This is a genomic window from Mucilaginibacter sp. P5_A4 (genome assembly GCF_056400605.1).
In genome coordinates, this window is the sequence record NZ_JBFUKX010000017.1 from 22,364 (window position 1) to 41,392 (window position 19,029).

Consider the following 19,029-nt stretch of genomic DNA (forward strand, 5'->3'; position numbering starts at 1 on the left):
TAAATTAGCATTGCTATATTTGAATACTAACCAAACCTAAATGCAAATAAAAAACCATATTGGCCGAATCATTATACTTGTTAGCGATTATGAGGATGCCTTGAAATTTTACCAGCTGAATTTTGATTGTAAAGTATTGGTTGATTATACTACGGCCGAAGGCCAGCGTTTTTTACATGTGGGTTTTGATGACGCATCAGCAACAGGGATTTGGTTTTTAAAAACAGATACTACCGTTCCTGATCATAGGGTTGGTAATCAAACTAACGGCGAGCCAACTTTTGTTATGTATACCAATGGGTTGAATACTTTATACCAAAAGTTAGTTAAAAACAATGTTACAATAAAACAGGCGCCTTTTTTTACCGGCGAGTATAGCTTTTTTCATTGTTACGATCTTTACGGCAACGGGATTATTGTGGTAGAATTAAAAGAATGATTTACAAATTTGCCTTTTATTTATACCTTCTTCCTTAACTCAATAACAGTAACCTCGGGCCAGATGCCCAACCTGCCCGAGAATGCCAGAAAGCCAAAACCGCGGTTAACATACAGGTACCGGTTTTTCTCGTTGGCAAGGCCAGCCCAGTCAAGGTATTTGTACTTAATCGGGCTCCATTTAAAACCGGGTATCTCGATACCAAATTGTGCACCATGGGTATGGCCCGATAAAGTAAGATGAATATTTGCCGGATTGTAACGCACTTGTTCTTCCCAATGGGTAGGATCGTGAGATAACAATACTTTAAAGGCATCTTTTGGTACACCTTGCAAGGCCTTATTAAGGTCGCCTACCTGTGCAAAACCACGGCCCCAGTTTTGGACCCCAATAAGCGATATTTTATGGCCGTCTTTTTCTATCGTCACATTTTCGTCCAGCAATAGCCGATAGTCTAAAGCTTTATGGTGCTGCTTTAATTTATCAAGGTTAGCGGCTTTTTCCTGCGCACTGCTCCATTGAATGTAATCGCCATAATCATGATTGCCCAATATGGAGAACTGGCCGTAAGGCGCTTTAATGGAGCCAAACCTGTCAATGTAAGGTTCTATTTCGGTGGCTGCGTTGTTTACCAGGTCGCCGGTAAAAACAAAAAGGTCGCTTTTTTGCGCTTTAACCATATCGATCCCTTTTTGCATGGCCTCGGCATCGTCAAAACTGCCAGAGTGGATATCTGATAGCTGGGTAATAGTAAAGCCCTCGAAAGCATCGGGCAGGTCTTCAAAATATAGTGTAGTGCGATGCAGCTTGTAATCGTATTTACCTTTTAACATAGCATAAAAAAACGAAGTAAATGGCACTGCCGCCATCAGAACGGCTATCTCACTGATAAATTTACGCCTGCCGGGAAAAGGCGATCCTTTACCTTTGGCACCTGCCAGGTTAAACAAACCGACAAAAAATCTGCCTGTATCACCCAAAAACAAAACTAAAATGAAAACCAGTTTGGTTACAAAAAAGGTAAGGAATAAACTCAATATCCATTCATGAAAAGGGCGCATGCCACTTGCGGTGCTAAAAGCGCTGAAGCCTATTAACAGCAATGCAGTTACACTCACAGAAATTAGCAGGTATCCCCATAAAACAATATTACGCCGGATTTGCGATGACCAGTTGGCGCTTAAGGTTTTCAGTCCCGCGAAAACATACCAGTCAAACAATAAACTGATGGCCGATATAATTACAAATACTTTAATAAAACCACTGCCATGCATAGATATACGAGTGTTAGGTAAGCAATTTAACAAATGATGAGGTAACTGGAGGAAAAAAATTAGTTTTAGTCCGGTTTTCCCACAAGAAAAAAGAAGTAAGAGCAAGGTTGTGGTTTAATTCTTGTTAAAGTTTGTTAAACCCAACGGGTATAAATAATACACAAAATTCTGTAACGTTTATGATTTTAAATTACCGCGGAGAAAAAAGTTAATCAAATGATTAATTTTTACTTTTACCAAACAAAGCTTTAAATACAAAAACATATTTTTGATTATCAATTTTTAAACATCAATACCTATGGCAATATTAACAATTCAAATCCCAGACAACGAAGTAACCACGCTATCAACCATTGTTGAACGTATAGCAGGCAGCATTATTAAAGTAAACGCCGATGAGGATATTTACACCAACGATTGCTTGCAAAAAGAGGATGATCTGAAAAATAAACTGGCATCATCATCGCCCTATAATCACTTCTGGAACGATTAAGCATTATCACAAAATTTAGGTTTTACCTGTTAATACACCATAAAAGCAAAACGCCTCCCGGTTTCAATCGGGAGGCGTTTTGCTTAGTGCAATGTGCTACTGTTTATTTACACTATTTAACATAAGCTGTAACGATTGCTTGTTTTTACGTAAGCCTTCAATAACGCCTATGTTTGTTTTTATAAAAGTAATTAGTGCATCGGTTGGCTCATCAGACCAGATCTTTTTGGCTGTTTTCATATTACTGATCAATGCCTGTGTTGACCTGATAATGCCCCATGGCAATCCCCACCATCCTAACAAAGCAGTGGTTGAGGTACCACTTTGATTTGTTTGCTGTAAACAGGTGGGGCAAGCTATTATTAGCTTCTTTTTGTACTGTGTTAACAGGATAAAGCTTTTGACTGTACCAATTACTGCCGCATTTAACGGTTGATGGGTACCGGCACAAATAGGGCAAGGCTGATTACGGATAAGTGAAACGTAGCTATCAAATTCTAAACTTCCGGTTTCTATTAACTGCGCATTAACACCACTGATGATGTCCTCGCCCAAGCCGCGGCTTTTTATTTCAGCCTTTAATATTTCAAGAGCTTCGGGGCGTAAACTGGCCGCTTCCGTAACTGCCAGGCGGGCAAGTTTATCATCGGATAAATTTTTATAGGTAGTTTTTAATTGTTCAATACCGGGTTGCATGGTGATAAATATAAATAAAAGAAATTGATACCGGGCAGGCTTATCTGATAAGCAGAGGGCTGTCGAGCTGCTCAGTGTATAAAATGCCAGGATCATTTTTATATTAAAAATTGAAATTAAAAGCAACCAGAAGCCAACGTTAACCGTAAACAATAGTATATGAGGGCGTTTGTTAACATACCAAAAACCATCTGCTGTAAATTTTGCAAGATATGTGGGGCCAGGCCGGTTATTGAACCGGCGGCAGATGGTTTATATGTGGTTAAATGCCCAAATGATAACGGCCACTACCAAACCAGGTCGGGTTTAATTGATATTGACGATTGGAACAGGAATAATACAGTTAATTTTATTCCCGATTTTGATATGAAGCAACAAATATCCTGTTGAGTAATATTTCTGTGTAATTTGCCTTAGTGTTACCTAAACACATATCTTTAAGTTTTTAAACCAAAAACTTAAAATGAGCCTTTTAATTAATTTGAACACCCATAAAACCGGTAAGCTTAAAAAACTGGGATTATTGCTTGCTGCCTTTGCTTTACCGGTTTTCTGTTTTGCCCAATCAGGCCCGGATACTATCCCGGTGGTTGATCATATCGCTATTTGTGTAAAAAACCTTAAAAAAAGCACTGCTTTTTACACCGATGTTATGCACCTGCAAAAAGTATCAAATCCATTTGCCGATACTGTACATCAATGGTACAGCCTGGGTAACCATGTAAAACTACACGCCATACAAGGCAACTGCACAGGTGTACATATTAAAGCCGAACATTTGTGTTTTTCTGTAGGATCTGTAACAGAATTTGCTAAAACATTAGACAGGCTAAGCATCCCATACAGTAATTGGAATGGCGATAGCAAAGAGCCGACGTTGAGGAAAGATGGGGTGCTACAGCTGTATTTTCAGGACCCGGACGGCTATTGGATCGAAATCAACAGCCCGGCAATCAAAAAATGATATTAAAACATTACCCGGCTTTTCGCTTTATGTTTTCGGCTTTTAGTATCTTTTTAAACCAATGGCCTTTCCACAACCAAAAGCCCGATAACACGATGAGCGGTAAAAATATCCATTTAACCGGAGCTGTGGTGTACAGTCGGTTTTCATTAGGCCCGTAAATGTAGCCAAGTACCGGAACACTTAAAATGATGAGCATCCAGCGGATTAATGTGCGTTCTAAAGCTGCGGTCATGTCAGTACAAATTTAATATTCCAGTTCCTGGCAATGGATACCAGCCCGGGTCAAAAGCGATTCGATGTAACGTGGAGAGAGCCCATTGGATTCTATCCGCAATATATTATCGCAATCTTCCAGGTCGAAATTCCATTGGGCAATTGAAGGAACTTGAGTGAGCAGGGTAGTTACCTTGCTCACTTGCCTTTTTTCTTTAACGTTTGTTGAAAATACCAGCACATCCATAGTATGTAGTTTTTTATATCAAGTAATAGGTAGTGAATAGTGAGCGGAGAATGGTGAGTGGTTTCAGCTCAACAAACTATTCACTACTCACCACTCACCATTCACAATTCACAATTCACTAATCCTGTTTTTCCTTCTCCTCTTGCTCTGGTGCAAAATCGTCCCATTGGCGGCGGCCAAACCGGCCATGCCCATGATTGTCCCAGCCGCAATTACGATCGCGCATTTTGGCTTTAAATCTTTCCTGTTCTTCGGGGCTCATGTTTTTAAAGCGCTCTTCCATACGTTTGCGCATCCATGGGTTACCGCCTCCGCCACCCCATCCCGGTTTACCTCCTTTGCCAAAGCCAAACAGTATTTTGCATAAAATAAATATGCCCATGGCCTGCCAAAAGGTAATAACGCCTACATGCAATATTCCCGGTAATAAATTGTTCCATAATTGCATCACCACAAAGCTGATGAGCGATAGGAAAGCGGCTACCGCGAAGGGTATAAATATGAACCGCCATTTATACAATGTTCTTTTCATTATCTTTAATTTTTTTAAATTTTTTAATATTCTGTAATTTCAAGGTATAACTGCTTAAGCCTTTTGCGCAGGTGCAGCACCGCGTATCGCTTGCGTGATACTAAAGTATTGATGTTTTGTCCTGTACGTTTAGCTATTTCCTCAAAAGGGATGTCGTCAAGCTCCTGCCATATAAAAACCTGTTTCTGCTCGTCGGGCAATTCATCCAGCGCTAAAAAAAGTTCCTCCCAAAACAGGCTGCGCAGGTATTCAGTTTCGGGGGTGCTGGTTTCGGCGAACAGGATGGCTTTGAAGTTTTCTGTTTCCTCTTCGTCTTCACCAGTTGCAAGCATATCATCAAGCAAGGTTTCCGTTTTCTTTTTATGCTTATCTGTTATTTTATTTCGCGCCACTCGGTACAACCAGGCGCTTGTTTGCTCAATAGGCTCAGAATTGATCACCGAACTGAACTGGTACCATACATCCTGCAGAATGTCTTCGGCATCAGCATCATTTTTTACCCTCCGACGGATAAAACTCAACAGACTTTTACCATACGCTTTTATTGTATGTATAATTTGACTGTTTTTGTCTTCGGGCATTACGGCTGTTATCAATTTATTATTCCTTTAATAAAGATAGAGACGATTGAGGATTGAAAACATTTTAAATTATTTTTTAATAAATGATAATAGATGAAGGACTAATGGATGAAGGACAAAGGACTAATAGATAAAGGACGAAGGATTACCAGATGAAGGACAAAGGATTGATGGATGAAGGATAAATAGATGAAGGACTATTAGATGAAGGCCAAAAGGATTAATGGATGAGGGATAAAAGACTAAAACATAAGGTCTTTGTTATATATTGCGGTAAATGATTAAGATAATTTACTTGTTAAAGTTTAATTATGCACCCTGCGCTAAAACAATACCTTTCAGATAAGATCAGCCTCTCACCAGAACATGAGGCACTGGTTGATGGTTGCTTTAGACTAAAAAATGCCAAACGGAACGAGATCCTGGTGCAAAAAGGCAGCGTAGCTAAGCATATTTATTTTGTGGTAAAGGGATGCCTGCGGATTTTCCTGGTAGGAGACGATGGCTCCGAATCGACACGCTTCCTGATATTTGAAAATAATTGGGGTACTGCTTTCCCCAGCTTTATTACCGGTAAGCCGTCTGTAGCTGCCATTCAATGCCTGGAAGTATCAGAAATATTGATGTTAAGCTTTAACGACCGGCAAAGATTACTGGATGCTATCCCCGGCTGGGAAACCATGTATCGCATTGGTTTAGAGCAGGATTATATCGCCTCTATTCAGCGGATAGAAAGCCTTATCACCATGGATTCAAAAACCCGTTACCAGGTATTGATGGATACCCGGCCCGACATCATCCGGCGTTTGCCCAATAAAATTGTTGCGGATTACCTGGGAATATCGCAGGAAACTTTGAGCCGGTTAAAGGCCCCACGGCCCGCTAAAGGGAGGGCCATTTGATTGGCTTACCGAGGTTAAATAAAAAAAACTTATTTATTGACTTTTGTCAATCTTTTTGAGCTTCTTAATGGCTTGCTTTGTTATCATTAAACCACACAACTTATGTACAGGCAACTACTAATCGCGTTAATACTCTTATTATCAAATTATATCAGTTTTGCCCAAACCAATATCGGGCAGCGCACTTTTCATTTTAAGGACGAAAAACGCAACCGGCCGGTTGTTACCGAGGTTTGGTATCCAACAATCGATACCTTAAAGGTGCAGGACAAGGTCTTTTTCCCGTTTTTACGCGTGCCCACCGTACGCGATGGTAAATTACCCGCAGGTAAACTGCCCATCATTATGCTATCCCATGGTACCGGCGGCGGCAGGTTAACTTTGGAGTGGCTGGCTTCGGCACTTGCTCAAAGCGGGTTTATTGTGGCTGCGGTTGACCATTGGGGCAATACCTTTGATAATAAAATCCGCATGGAGTTTTTAAAGCCCTGGGAGCGGCCCCAGGATATCAGCTTTGCACTAACCTCACTGTTGAACGAACATGATTTTAAATCGGTGATAGATCCGCAAAGAATAGGAGCAGCAGGTTTTTCCTTTGGAGGATATACCGTTATAGCTTTAGCAGGTGGCGAATTTGATTTTGAAGTACTCCGTAACTATTATAAAACCATAGGTCGCAGAGAAATGGAGATTCCCGAATACCCGGGTCTTATAAAATACCTGGACGATAGTGCCCTATTGGCCGGAGCTAAACATTATCCACCCCTCAAAGATAAACGCATTAAGGCTTTCTTTTCCATTTCACCGGCTTTGGGTCCGGGTTTTACAGCTAAGCAGCAGGTTAAAAACATAGGCGGCCCGGTTTATATTGTGGGTTCGCAAAGTGATAGCATAGCCCCGGTAAAAACCAATGCGTTGCTTTACCATGAACTCATCAAGGGATCTCAATATTATATTAACCCTGGTAAGGTTGGCCATTACGTAATGCTATCAGAAGCTATTGAGCCGGTTAAAAAAGAAGCGCCCATTTATTTTACCGATGATGCATCTGTGGACAGGCATGCTGTGCATTTAAAGGTGGATACTTTAGCCGTTGGGTTTTTTAAGAAGACGCTGAGTCCCCCGACCCCCTAAAGGGAGGCTTTTAAATTGCATTTATACTTCAAACTGCCCCGTTAGGTGGCTGGGGGGCATTGTAACAGCTTTGTGTCAGGCATACAACGCATTACCCATTCTCCTATATTTGAAATACTAACCGCAATTCATCTACATGAGAACAAAGTATTACCTGCCACGCATTTGCATGGTATCGGCACTGGCAGCCGGGCTGGCTTTACCGGCATCGGCACAACAAAAAAATATTTACCATAAAGGCTGGATAGATTTTAACAAAAATGGCAAAATGGATGTGTTCGAAGATCCATCCCAACCTATTGATAAACGTGTTGCCGATCTGCTCAGCCAGATGAACGTTGAGGAGAAAACCTGCCAGATGGCCACACTGTATGGCTACAAACGGGTTTTGAAGGACGAAATGCCTGTACCCAACTGGAAAAACGAGATCTGGAAGGATGGTATTGCCAACATCGATGAGGAATTGAATAACCTTACCTCGCATACCGATGCTGCGCCGACACAATATTCATTTCCTTTCAGCAAACATGCATCGGCTATCAATACTATTCAGAAATGGTTTGTGGAAGAAACCCGTATGGGCATCCCGGTTGATTTTACCAACGAGGGGATTCATGGCTTAAATCACGACCGTGCAACACCATTACCGGCACCTATAAGTATAGGCAGTACGTTTGATAAGCAACTGGTGCGCCAGGCTGGGCAGACAGTAGGCCGCGAGGCTAAAGCTTTGGGTTATACCAATGTTTACACCCCCATACTCGACCCCGCCCGTGACCAGCGCTGGGGCCGTGTGGTGGAGTGCTATGGCGAAGACCCTTTCCATATTGCAGAACTGGGCAAGCAAATGGTTCTGGGGATCCAGGAAGAAGGGGTTGCCTCAACCCTGAAACACTTCGCGGTGTATAGTGTGCCCAAAGGCGGACGCGACGGCAGCGCCCGTACCGATCCGCATGTGGCGCCGAGAGAAATGCACCAGGTATATTTGTACCCTTTTCGCCGGGTAATCCAGGAGGCGCACCCTATGGGCGTTATGAGCAGCTATAATGATTGGGATGGTGTACCCGTAACCGGCAGCTATTACTTTTTAACGCAACTGCTGCGCCAGCAATTTGGTTTTGACGGCTACGTGGTTAGCGATAGCGAGGCAGTTGAATTCCTGTACTCCAAACACCATGTTGCAGCCGATTATAAAGAAGCTGTAAGACAGGCGGTTGAGGCCGGTCTGAATGTGCGCACCAATTTCACCATGCCCCAAACCTTTATTTTGCCGCTTCGTGAGCTGATTAAAGAAAACAGGATCTCGATGAAAATCATCGACTCCAGGGTTGGTGACGTGTTGCGGGTAAAATTCCGCCTGGGTTTGTTTGATAGTCCTTATGTGAAAGATACTAAGGCTGCCGATAAGATTGTTCATACTGCAGCTGATGCGGCCATGTCGCTTAAAATGAACCGGGAGTCTATGGTGTTGTTAAAAAATGAAGGGGATTTATTACCCCTGGATAAAACCAGGCTTAAGAACATACTGGTAACCGGTCCGCTGGCTGCCGAAACCAATTATGCCACCAGCAGGTACGGTCCCTCGCATAACCCGGTGACCAATGTATTGGATGGCATTAAAAACTATGTTGGTGCAGGAGCAAAGGTAAACTACATCAAAGGCTGCGATATAATTGATGCTACCTGGCCCGAAAGCGAGATCATCGAAACCCCGCTTACAGCGCTGGAACAGGCTGGTATTGATTCGGCCGTGGCCCAGGCAAAGTTATCCGACGTAGTTATAGCCGTTGTGGGCGAGGATGTGGATAGGGTAGGCGAAAGTCTTACCCGTACGGGGTTGAACCTGCCTGGCCGCCAGTTAAAGCTGATCCAGGCTTTGCAGGCTACCGGTAAACCTGTAGTTATGGTGATGATAAACGGGCAGCCGCTTACCATCAACTGGGAAAACAAATATGTGCCTGCCATCCTGGAGGCCTGGTTCCCAAGCGTGCAAAGCGGGCAGGTAATTGCCGAAACCTTGTTTGGCGATAATAATCCCGGCGGCAGACTGCCTATTACCTTTCCCAAAACAACCGGGCAAATTGAGTTTAACTTTCCGTTTAAGCCCAACTCGCAGGCCGGGCAGAAAGGCCAGAACAGCTGGGGCAAAACCAGTGTGAACGGCGCTTTGTACCCTTATGGTTTTGGTTTAAGCTATACCAAATTTGAATATAGTAACCTGGTGGTGTCGCCCGAAAAAGAGAACGCGCAGGGTGATGTAAAGGTAAGTGTAGATGTAACCAACACGGGTGCGCGGGTGGGTGATGAGGTGGTGCAACTGTACCTGAAGGACGAGGTAAGCAGCGTAACTACCTATGAATACGACCTGCGTGGTTTCGAACGCATCAGCCTTAAACCCGGCGAAAAAAAGACGGTACAATTCACCCTGCATCCAGACGACCTGGCGCTGTTGGACAAGGATATGAACTGGACCGTTGAACCCGGTAAGTTTATGGTGATGATAGGCAGCTCATCGGAGGATATTAAGCTGAAGAAAGAGTTTGAAGTAGAGTAAGGAGAATGCAAAAAGCGAAGAGCTGCTTACCTTTATTCTCTTCGCGCTTTATTGAGCCTGATCTGATCCGGCGTTCCATTGGAACGCCTGGTACGCCCCGAACGGTGTGGAACGCTATTTGTGCTGATAGTCAGGATTTTAGGTTTTTTGTCAAAATAGGGGTGGAACACTGTTCGGTTTGATTATCAGTTATTTGCGTTTTTTAAATAATCGGCGATCATCGTAAATTATGGATATTTTTAATACCAAAATGCAGCGGGCTAACGCTATTGCTATTTTACAATAATGGTTTATTTAAAATGCCCCATAGGATAAAACGTTGATTTTAAGCGATTCTTAATCCGGAAAATCTCAGGAATATGAAGAAAAATTGAGAAAAAACCAGGAAAATGAAGAAAAATAAACCTGATCTAAGAGGCTGTCTAAAAATGATTTATTAGAGGTTTTTAGACTTCTAACGAAACACATATCCACACGTCAAGGTACGAAGCAATCCCCGCCTTACAGAGTCGCTTTGCAAATCCGATCTGCATAGTTCGGGATTGCTTCGTTCCTCGCAATGACGACCAGTTTTTTATTTTTAGACAGGAGCCTCTAACATAAAAAGTACATCGAAGGTTACCCCGGTGTTCGCCACCGCGCCGCTGACCTGGAAGGCAAGCGTTGGATGTTTATGCAAAGGGAAATTAATAACTAAAGCGATTTCCCTGCTGTCGATACTTATTGTTTTTGTATTAATCTGCAATGGCTCTATCTTCATACAGTCTCCAGTAAATGCCACTCCTTAAATTATTTACCTGACATCCTCTCATTTTATTTCATTTGATTATTTTTGTCAATTAATCAATTTTACTAACTGTAATATTTACAGTTGCACTATCGTTACTTTATTTATAATTTTATAAACTTTAAACACTTAAGCTTAGTCTTTTAAAAACATTACTATTAATTATTGAATGGAACCCGAAAATAAAGGTGTGAGGGGCAGTCAGCTAAAAAATATGATCATCAAGAAGCTTTATTTTAATAAAGCGATGTCATGTGCGGGATTGAGCGAGTTATTTGATAAAAGTATTCCGTCGATAGCTAAAGCTATTAATGAACTGATGCACGAAGGTTTCGTGGTTGAGGATGGTTATGCCCCGTCAAGTGGTGGCCGCAGGCCGCTGATGTATTCGGTAAAAGCCAATGCCATGTACATACTGGCAATTGCGCTCGATCAGCTTACCGCGCGTATCCAGCTTTTTGATCTGCTCAACAGCCCGGTAGCCGATATGCTTACTTTTGAGCTGAAGCTGCTGAATAATGATGAGGCGTTAAGTAAATTGACCGAAGAAATCAACGGTTATATCAAACAAACCGGTATCCCTAAGGAAAAAATTGCCGGGATAGGCATTGGAATGCCTGGCTTTGTAAACGTTACAGAGGGTATAAATTATACATATCTTGATGCCGGCGGACAAAGCCTTACCGAGTACTTTACCGACAAAACCGGGATAGATACTTATATTGATAACGACTCGAGTTTGATAGCTCTTGCCGAACAAAAGTTTGGTATTGCCAAAGCCCAAAAAGAGGTAATGGTTATTAACCTGGGTTGGGGAATAGGTTTGGGAATGATTGTGAACGGGAAGCTGTTTAGGGGGCATAATGGTTTTGCAGGCGAGTTGAGCCATATTCCGGTATCTGAGGATGGATCACTTTGCGAATGTGGCAAACGCGGTTGCCTGGAGGCAGAAGCATCGTTACTGGTGGTGGCCCAAAAGGCTGTTGCCGGTATTAAACAAGGCCGCATTACCAGTTTAAAATACAATAGTAACGATCATTCTAAACTTATGGGCGATGCCATGCTGGAAGCTGCCAACAACGGCGATCAGTTTGCTATTGAGCTGTTATCAGATGCGGGTTATAAAATAGGGAAGGCCCTGGCCATCCTGGTGCATATCATGAACCCGGCCATCATTGTATTGAGCGGCAGGGGCGCAAAGGTTGCCAAAATACTAATGGCGCCTATACAACAGGCTATTCATAAATATTGCATCCCGAGGCTTTCGGCTGGTACAGAGCTGCTGGTATCCGAACTTGGTTTTGATGCCGAATTGATTGGCGCATCCGTATTGGTTATGGAAAATTTTGATAAATCGGTTAAGGCTAAAGTTTCAAAAACAAAGAAAGCGGTTGTGCGGTAGGTGCGTGCAGATATGCAGATTTCAAATGTTAAGATTAGGGCCTCAAACTACCGTCATTGCTTCGTGCCTTATAATGACGTGTTTATAAATCACTGATTCTTAGCGCTATTTTTTAATATAATCTATGTCATTGCGAGGCACGAAGCAATCGCATGCTATACAGAGCGGACCTGCACAGTTCGCGATTGCCGCGCTGCGCTCGCAATGACATGGTTGTTGTGAGCCCCTTAAAGCCAGCACGTCATCCCCCGTTTTTTCCAGGATTATCCTTGTGGTTACTCGCAATGACGATCTATTTATTAAACAGCCTCTTAAATTTAAAACTCGACCGTGATTTTGCAAAGCTACTCTGTAAGTTGGGGATTGCTTCGTGCCTCGCAATGACGCGTGGATATGTTTCTACAAAAACACTTTGCCCGAATAATCCAACGCTTCCTGTAATTTATCAAAATTAAGCCCCAGGAGCTCGTTTTGGGATTTGAGGTAATCAATAAGGTTTTCTGTGGCTATGTTGCCTGTAAGGTCGTCCGTGGCCATTGGGCAGCCGCCGTAGCCTTTTAGTGCTGTATCAAAACGTTTGCACCCGCTTTGATAGGCCGCTGCTACTTTGGGTTGCCAGGTACCAGGAGTGCTGTGCAGGTGGATGCCAAATTCCGTTTGAGGAAACATCGTGCAGAGGTCGGGGTAAATACTGCCGATCTGTGCAGCATCAGCAATGCCAATGGTATCGGCTAAAGCAATGTTGTGAATGCCTTCGCTCACTAATTTTTCAGTCCATTCATGAATAATGGCGGTGTTCCACTCGTCGCCGTAAGGGTTGCCAAAACCCATGGAAAGGTAAACCAGCAGTTTTTTATTATTGGCCATACTCAGTTCCTGCATGCGCTTCACGTTATCAAATGCCTGTGGCAGGGTGGTGTTGGTATTACGGAGCTGAAAAGTTTCGGATATCGAAAACGGATAGCCCAAATATGTAATTTCGGGGTGCTTTACAGCTTCTTCAGCCCCGCGGTAATTGGCAACTATGGCAAGCAGTTTTGACCGGGTATTGCTTAAATCCAGTTTACTTAAAACCCCGGCGGTATCCTGCAACTGCGGTATGGCTTTGGCCGATACAAAACTCCCAAAGTCTATTGTATCAAACCCCACCTGTAAAAGCAGGTTAATATAAGTAGCTTTTACATCAGTGGGGATAAAATGCACTATTCCCTGCATGGCATCGCGGGGGCATTCGGTTATTTTGATGTCCATTGTTGGTCAGTAGTGAGTGGTGAGTAGTGAGTGGTTAATGTTGATTAATTTTAATTGGTTGCTATATGCCGTTATTTATATGCAAGCTTAAAACTTTTATTAATAATTAACAACCGGTACAATTCCCACTCCCCACTCCCCACTCCCCATTCACTACTCACCACTCACTAATTCACCGTCTCCGGCAAATGCTGCTCATCGGTGAGGCCTTCACGTTCAAACTTACGGATAATGAGCCTTGTGCCGCCATTATAGTTAACATAGCTAAATACCCAGTTTATAAACACAATCACTTTATTGCGCCCTCCCAAAAGCGATATCAGGTGCACAAACATCCACACCAGCCAGGCGAAAAATCCCTGGAACCTGATCCTGCCCAAATCGGCAACGGCTTTGTTACGGCCTATGGTTGCCAATGAGCCTTTATCAAAATATTTAAAAGGAGCCGTTGGCTCATGATTGATAAGCTGTACTATACTTTTTGCTACATGTACACCCATCTGAATAGCCACCTGTGCCACGCCGGGGTGGCCTTTAGGTGTTTCATCAGTGATCATGGCGGCCACATCGCCAATGGCGAAAATATTGGTACTGCCAACAACACGGCAAATACTATCAACCCTTATCCTGTTGCCACGCTCAATATTTCCTTTATCTATACCTTCGGGTACCACGCCCATAACACCGGCGCTCCAGATAACATTGTTAGTACGGATGGTTTTACCGCCTTCAAATTTTATTTCATTGCCATCATAGCTTTCAACCTTTACACCTAACAGTACCTCAACACCCATACTATCCAGGAATTGTTTAGCCGCTTTTGAAGCCTGATCAGAAAACGGTCCCAGCACCTTTGGCAAAAAATCTACCAGGTACACCTTCATTTCCTCCTTTTTAAGCTCGGGATAATCCTTGGTCAGGATGTGGTTGCGCAGCTCGGCTAATGAGCCCGAAAGCTCAACGCCCGTTGGCCCGGCACCCACCAATACAAACGTAAGCAGGGCCTCCCGCTCTTCCTTGTTTGGTTTTAGCAGGGCCTCTTCAATATTTTGCAAAACAGAATACCGCAGATTCAGTGCTTCCGGGATGGATTTCATCGGCATGGAAAAATGCTCGATCTCTTTGTTACCGAAAAAGTTGGTAGTTGATCCGGTAGCTATCACAAGGTAATCATAGGCTATTTCGCCTATGGTAGTATCTAAAGTATTGCTTTCGGGATTTACTTTTAACACTTCGGCAATCCGGAAACGAAAGTTTTTTTGACCTGCGAAGTTCTTCCGCAAGGAAAAAGCTATCGACTCGGCTTCGATACTGCCCATAGCCACCTGGTACAGCAGCGGCTGAAAGGTGTGGTAATTATGCTTGTCGAGCATTAAAACGTCAACGGGTTTATTTTCCAGCTTTTTAGCTACCTGCAGGCCGCCGAAGCCGCCGCCAATTATAACTACTAAAGGGAATTTTGAGCTATCTGATTTGTTCATATACAGATTATTAATGATGATGCAGAGATGCGTATTGAGCTGCAGTAATTGCCTATCAGGCGCAAATATACGCCTCTGCCTTTTATTATAGTACAATACCTGTGCCGATGACAGTTTTTGGCAGTATTTTATATTTCATTTTACAATGCAATTATACCTCATTATAAAATATTTGCAACCCCATCCATCCGCCTGTTTTAAAACGTACCCAATTGGCAATCAGGTACTCTGCTTTTGAGAAGGTGGTTGCGGCTCTTGTTTAAAACAAAAAAGGCCCCAAATGTTCTTTGGAGCCTTTTAATAATTCAAATTATTTTATTTAAGGTCTTTTTTTCCAAAGTCAACTATCACAGGTGTTGCTACGCAGATAGATGAATATGTACCGAAAATAACACCGATTAATAATGCGAACGAGAAGCCTTTGATCACATCGCCACCAAATATGAACAATACGATCAATACAAATATCACAGTTAAGGCAGTGATTATGGTACGGCTTAATGTACTGTTGATAGCGCGGTTGATAACATCTTCGGGCTTGTCATCTTTTGATTGATGATCAAGGAACTCACGGATCCTGTCAAACACTACCACGGTATCGTTAATAGAGTAACCAATTACCGTAAGGATAGCCGCGATGAACGCCTGGTCGATATCCAGTGAGAATGGTAATATGCCATTGAACAACGAGAAGAACGATAATACCAGCAAGGCATCGTGCGCCGTTGCAATCATCGCGCCCAAACTAAACTGCCATTTACGGAAACGGATAAGGATATATGCCGAGATGACAAATATGGCGATCAATACCGTGTACACTGCTGATGTTTTTAACTCATCGGCAATAGTGGCATCTACTTTTGATCCACCAAGGATATCGCTATCGGCAATCTTGGTTTCTGCCGTGGTACCTAAAGCCTCAACAAGGGTACTCCTTACTTTAGCATCAGCCGCAGGCGTATTTTCTTTGATCAGGTAGTTGGTTGTGATACTGATCTTTTCGGTTCCCATTGTTTTAACCTCGGTACCACGACCTAAAATAGGATCAATAGCGTTGTGGATGGCGCCGGTACTTACCGTTTTATTAGGGAATTTAACAATGTAGTTACGTCCGCCTTCAAAATCAACACCGTAAGTAAAGCCACGCAATACAATAGAGATGATACCCGCTGTGATAAATGTACCAGAGAAGATATAAAACTTAAAGCGGTTTTTTACAAACGCGAAGTTTGCATTTTTAAAGGTGTGTGAACTCCATGGGTTGCTGAATTTAATATCCCAGCCTTTACCAAGCATCCACTCAAATATAACCCTTGAGATCAATAATGAACAGAACAATGAAGTTATGATACCGATCATCAACACGGTAGCGAAACCTTGTATAGGGCCCGTACCAAAGATGAACAGGATTAAACCGGTAAGGAATGTACTGATCTGCGAATCCAGGATGGATGGTAAAGCGTGTTTAAAACCATCGGCCACGGCTATCTTTAATGATTTGCCTAAGCCAAGCTCTTCACGTGTACGCTCATATATCAGTACGTTGGCATCAACCGCTATACCCAGTGTTAATACTATACCCGCAATACCAGGTACGGTTAATACCGCGCCTAAACTGGTTAATACACCCATCAGGAAGAAGATGTTGATCACTACCGCAACTACCGCTACAGTACCTGCACGGTTGTAATAAGCGATCATGAATATCAATACAACCACCAAACCTAAAACGCTTGATAATACACCGGCGTTAATAGCATCCTGGCCCAGCGAGGGACCTACCACTTCTTCAGCCACGATGTGTGCCGGAGCAGGTAAGCGACCAGCTTTTAATACGTTGGCCAAATCTTTGGTGTCTTCCAGGGTAAAGCTTCCTTCAATAGAAGATACACCACCAGAAATTTCGTTTTGGACGTTAGGAGCCGAGTATACGTTATCATCAAGAACAATAGCGATAGCTTTTTTATTGGTTGCAGCGGCTGCCTCGGCAGTAACGGTGCGCCATTTTTGAGCTCCCTCTGAGTTCATGATCATCACAACCTCGGGGCTGCCTTTTTGATTTACATCCGCACGGGCATCGGTAATTACATCGCCGGAAAGTACCGGGCCGTTTTCGGCGCCGCTTAATTTAATGGCGTATAATGCAAATGCTTTAGTTTTGGCATCCTTTAAAGGTTTTACATCCCAAAGGAATTTCATGTTGCGCGGTATAACCGATTTTACAAGATTGCTGTGCAGGTATGAATTAACCTTAGCTGTATCTTTTAAAGCCGCATAACCAACAACCGGGCCCTGGCCTAATTGTGGCTGACCACTTTGATCACGACCAACGTTTGGCTCAAGCACCGCGAACAATGGGTGTAATGCTGCCTGCTGCGATTTGCTGCTTAAGGCTGCAGCCGAAGTATCTTTCTCCGCATTTTTTTGAACCTTGCTTAATAACGATCCTGCTTTGGCAGTGGTATCAGTTTTAGCAGGAGTAGTTGCAGCTGTTGCTTTAGCTTTTGACGTATCGGTTTTTGCGGTTTTGTTTTTAGCAGCAAGCAGGTTATCAATACTGCCAAGGTACTGGTAAGCTTCAGTGTTATCAAAAGTTTGATAAAACTCCAGCTTTGCCGTTCCCGATAATAACTTACGAACGCGATCTGGTTCTTTAACACCAGGCAGCTCGATAAGGATACGGTTGGAGCCAGCCTGTAGCTGGATGTTAGGCTGGGTTACACCAAACTGGTTGATACGGGTGTTTAACACCGTGAATGATTGTTTTACCGCGGTATTGGCCAGATCTTTCAAATAAGATTCAACTTCGCTGTTTGACGCGTTGAACTTTAAGTGATCCTGGTTGTCTTTTGTTGAAAAGATAGCAGCCAGCTTACCGTTTGGATTTAACTTTTCATACTCGCTTACAAATAGCGCGATGTAATCTTTTTGACTGGTTTTTGCATTAGCCTGCAATTTGTCGGCATTTGCCAAAGCCTGGTTGAATACAACATCCGGGTTGTTGTTTGAGATTTTCTTTACCAGCTCGTCAAGTTGAATTTGCATGGTAACGCTCATACCACCTTTAAGGTCGAGACCCAGTGCAAGTTCCCTTTGCTTTACGTAAGCATAAGTGTGTTTAAATAACGGATATACCGGTTGTGTAGACATTGAGTCCAGGTAAGCCTTTTCTTTATCTGTGCTTCCCTTTGCGTATGCCTTGGCATCACTCTCAACTTTTTGGGCCACCCATGTAAATGACAGCTGGTATAAGCATACAACTGCCAGCAGAATGGCGAAAAATTTAATAACCCCTTTACCTTGCATCGAATTTGTAATATGTAATTAATTAGTTTATAAGCTATTTTTAATAAGACGGCAAATCTAATAAAATTTCGCAAGCACAAAATTTTAAATTAAAACAAATTGATGACAAAAAATGTTAGCTCCGCTCAAGCGTAATAAACGAATAGTGGTATTTATTTTTTTCATCCGGTTCAAAATCTTCCCGTTCTTTTTCCTCCCACTCCTTTGGGTCAAGTTGGGGGAAAAAAGTATCGCCATCAAAGTCCTGGTCAATCCGCGTTAGGTAGATGCGGTTGGTTAAATGTAAAGCTTGCCTGTAAATCTCGGCGCCGCCAACCATGAATACTTCTTCCTCACCGGCACAAAGCGCTAAAGCAGCTTCAATGGAGCCAACCACCTCGCAACCCTCAATAGTAATTGGCTGCCGTGTTACCACAATATTGCGGCGCTTTGGCAGGGGCTTACCAACCGAATCAAAGGTTTTGCGCCCCATGATTACTGTATGGCCGGTTGTTACCTCCTTAAAATGCTTTAAATCATTAGGCAGGTACCAGAGTAATTTATTGTCTTTACCAATGGCGTTGTTTTTGGCGATGGCTACGATGATTGATGTTGTCATTGTTGTAAATTGTATGAACCGGAATTTTTACACGTAAACCGTCATTGCGAGGCACGAAGCAATCCCTAACGATACAGAGCGGATCTGCTTATCGGGGATTGCTTCGTGCCCCGCAATGACGCGTGGTTTGTTTTGTAAGATTAGTGAAATTTTGATAATTCGGAAAATTCTG

19 protein-coding genes are annotated in these 19,029 nt (G+C 42.9%); 8 read left to right on the top strand and 11 right to left on the bottom strand.

What is annotated here, in order from left to right; all coding sequences use genetic code 11:
• The first annotated feature begins 40 nt into the window (after positions 1-40).
• A complete protein-coding gene (locus AC1DQW_RS12455) occupies positions 41-439 on the top strand; it encodes a VOC family protein (RefSeq protein WP_477454379.1) in 399 nt (132 codons plus the stop codon).
• A 20-nt stretch (positions 440-459) separates the two neighbouring features.
• Here the strand turns inward: AC1DQW_RS12455 and AC1DQW_RS12460 are convergent, their stop codons facing one another.
• On the bottom strand, positions 460-1,713 hold the full coding sequence (locus AC1DQW_RS12460; RefSeq protein WP_477454380.1) for a metallophosphoesterase: 1,254 nt from the start codon (positions 1,711-1,713) through the stop codon (positions 460-462).
• A 298-nt stretch (positions 1,714-2,011) separates the two neighbouring features.
• Here AC1DQW_RS12460 and AC1DQW_RS12465 point away from each other — a divergent pair, with 298 nt between their 5' ends.
• Complete coding sequence (locus AC1DQW_RS12465; RefSeq protein WP_477415171.1) at positions 2,012-2,206, top strand: hypothetical protein; 195 nt, start codon at positions 2,012-2,014, stop codon at positions 2,204-2,206.
• 96 nt (positions 2,207-2,302) lie between these two features.
• Here AC1DQW_RS12465 and AC1DQW_RS12470 read toward each other — a convergent pair whose 3' ends face one another.
• Complete coding sequence (locus AC1DQW_RS12470) at positions 2,303-2,902, bottom strand: hypothetical protein (protein WP_477454381.1); 600 nt, start codon at positions 2,900-2,902, stop codon at positions 2,303-2,305.
• A 159-nt stretch (positions 2,903-3,061) separates the two neighbouring features.
• Here AC1DQW_RS12470 and AC1DQW_RS12475 point away from each other — a divergent pair, with 159 nt between their 5' ends.
• Positions 3,062-3,292 carry a hypothetical protein gene (locus tag AC1DQW_RS12475; RefSeq protein WP_477454382.1) on the top strand — a complete coding sequence of 77 codons (231 nt, stop codon included), beginning with the start codon at positions 3,062-3,064 and terminating at the stop codon, positions 3,290-3,292.
• Between the two features lie 73 nt (positions 3,293-3,365).
• Positions 3,366-3,866, top strand: coding sequence for a VOC family protein (locus tag AC1DQW_RS12480; RefSeq protein WP_477454383.1), 501 nt, complete (start codon positions 3,366-3,368; stop codon positions 3,864-3,866).
• A 10-nt stretch (positions 3,867-3,876) separates the two neighbouring features.
• On the opposite strand, the gene AC1DQW_RS12485 is transcribed toward AC1DQW_RS12480, so the two are convergent.
• The 4 genes from AC1DQW_RS12485 to AC1DQW_RS12500 form a co-directional block, all read right to left on the bottom strand.
• The gene (locus AC1DQW_RS12485) at positions 3,877-4,101 is read right to left on the bottom strand and encodes a hypothetical protein (RefSeq protein ID WP_477415163.1); all 225 of its coding nucleotides are present in this window, start codon (positions 4,099-4,101) and stop codon (positions 3,877-3,879) included.
• A gap of 12 nt (positions 4,102-4,113) precedes the next feature.
• A complete protein-coding gene (locus tag AC1DQW_RS12490; RefSeq protein ID WP_477415162.1) occupies positions 4,114-4,329 on the bottom strand; it encodes a hypothetical protein in 216 nt (71 codons plus the stop codon).
• A gap of 118 nt (positions 4,330-4,447) precedes the next feature.
• Positions 4,448-4,861, bottom strand: coding sequence for a hypothetical protein (locus tag AC1DQW_RS12495; protein ID WP_477454384.1), 414 nt, complete (start codon positions 4,859-4,861; stop codon positions 4,448-4,450).
• A 23-nt stretch (positions 4,862-4,884) separates the two neighbouring features.
• Complete coding sequence (locus AC1DQW_RS12500; protein WP_477454385.1) at positions 4,885-5,457, bottom strand: RNA polymerase sigma factor; 573 nt, start codon at positions 5,455-5,457, stop codon at positions 4,885-4,887.
• 296 nt (positions 5,458-5,753) lie between these two features.
• Between AC1DQW_RS12500 and AC1DQW_RS12505 the strand changes: the two genes are divergently transcribed.
• From AC1DQW_RS12505 to AC1DQW_RS12515, 3 genes are all read left to right on the top strand, one after another.
• A complete protein-coding gene (locus AC1DQW_RS12505; RefSeq protein ID WP_477454386.1) occupies positions 5,754-6,344 on the top strand; it encodes a Crp/Fnr family transcriptional regulator in 591 nt (196 codons plus the stop codon).
• Between the two features lie 102 nt (positions 6,345-6,446).
• Positions 6,447-7,478 carry an alpha/beta hydrolase family protein gene (locus tag AC1DQW_RS12510; protein WP_477454387.1) on the top strand — a complete coding sequence of 344 codons (1,032 nt, stop codon included), beginning with the start codon at positions 6,447-6,449 and terminating at the stop codon, positions 7,476-7,478.
• A gap of 136 nt (positions 7,479-7,614) precedes the next feature.
• Positions 7,615-10,032, top strand: coding sequence for a glycoside hydrolase family 3 N-terminal domain-containing protein (locus AC1DQW_RS12515; RefSeq protein ID WP_477454388.1), 2,418 nt, complete (start codon positions 7,615-7,617; stop codon positions 10,030-10,032).
• Positions 10,033-10,612: 580 nt separating this feature from the next.
• Here the strand turns inward: AC1DQW_RS12515 and AC1DQW_RS12520 are convergent.
• A complete protein-coding gene (locus AC1DQW_RS12520) occupies positions 10,613-10,792 on the bottom strand; it encodes a hypothetical protein (RefSeq protein ID WP_477454389.1) in 180 nt (59 codons plus the stop codon).
• Positions 10,793-10,988: 196 nt separating this feature from the next.
• Here AC1DQW_RS12520 and AC1DQW_RS12525 point away from each other — a divergent pair, with 196 nt between their 5' ends.
• Positions 10,989-12,221, top strand: a complete 1,233-nt coding sequence (locus AC1DQW_RS12525; protein WP_477454390.1) for an ROK family protein — start codon at positions 10,989-10,991, stop codon at positions 12,219-12,221.
• 399 nt (positions 12,222-12,620) lie between these two features.
• Here AC1DQW_RS12525 and AC1DQW_RS12530 read toward each other — a convergent pair whose 3' ends face one another.
• The 4 genes from AC1DQW_RS12530 to AC1DQW_RS12545 all read right to left on the bottom strand — a co-directional run bounded on the left by AC1DQW_RS12530 (position 12,621) and on the right by AC1DQW_RS12545 (position 18,857).
• Positions 12,621-13,472 (bottom strand): hydroxymethylglutaryl-CoA lyase, encoded by an 852-nt coding sequence (locus tag AC1DQW_RS12530; RefSeq protein WP_477454391.1) that lies wholly within the window; start codon positions 13,470-13,472, stop codon positions 12,621-12,623.
• 167 nt (positions 13,473-13,639) lie between these two features.
• Positions 13,640-14,953: an NAD(P)/FAD-dependent oxidoreductase gene (locus AC1DQW_RS12535; RefSeq protein ID WP_477454392.1), complete on the bottom strand. Its 1,314-nt coding sequence runs from the start codon at positions 14,951-14,953 to the stop codon at positions 13,640-13,642.
• A 315-nt stretch (positions 14,954-15,268) separates the two neighbouring features.
• Positions 15,269-18,259 carry a protein translocase subunit SecDF gene (gene secDF / locus AC1DQW_RS12540; protein WP_477454393.1) on the bottom strand — a complete coding sequence of 997 codons (2,991 nt, stop codon included), beginning with the start codon at positions 18,257-18,259 and terminating at the stop codon, positions 15,269-15,271.
• Positions 18,260-18,374: 115 nt separating this feature from the next.
• Positions 18,375-18,857, bottom strand: coding sequence for a dihydrofolate reductase (locus AC1DQW_RS12545; protein WP_477454394.1), 483 nt, complete (start codon positions 18,855-18,857; stop codon positions 18,375-18,377).
• Between the last annotated feature and the right edge of the window lie 172 nt (positions 18,858-19,029).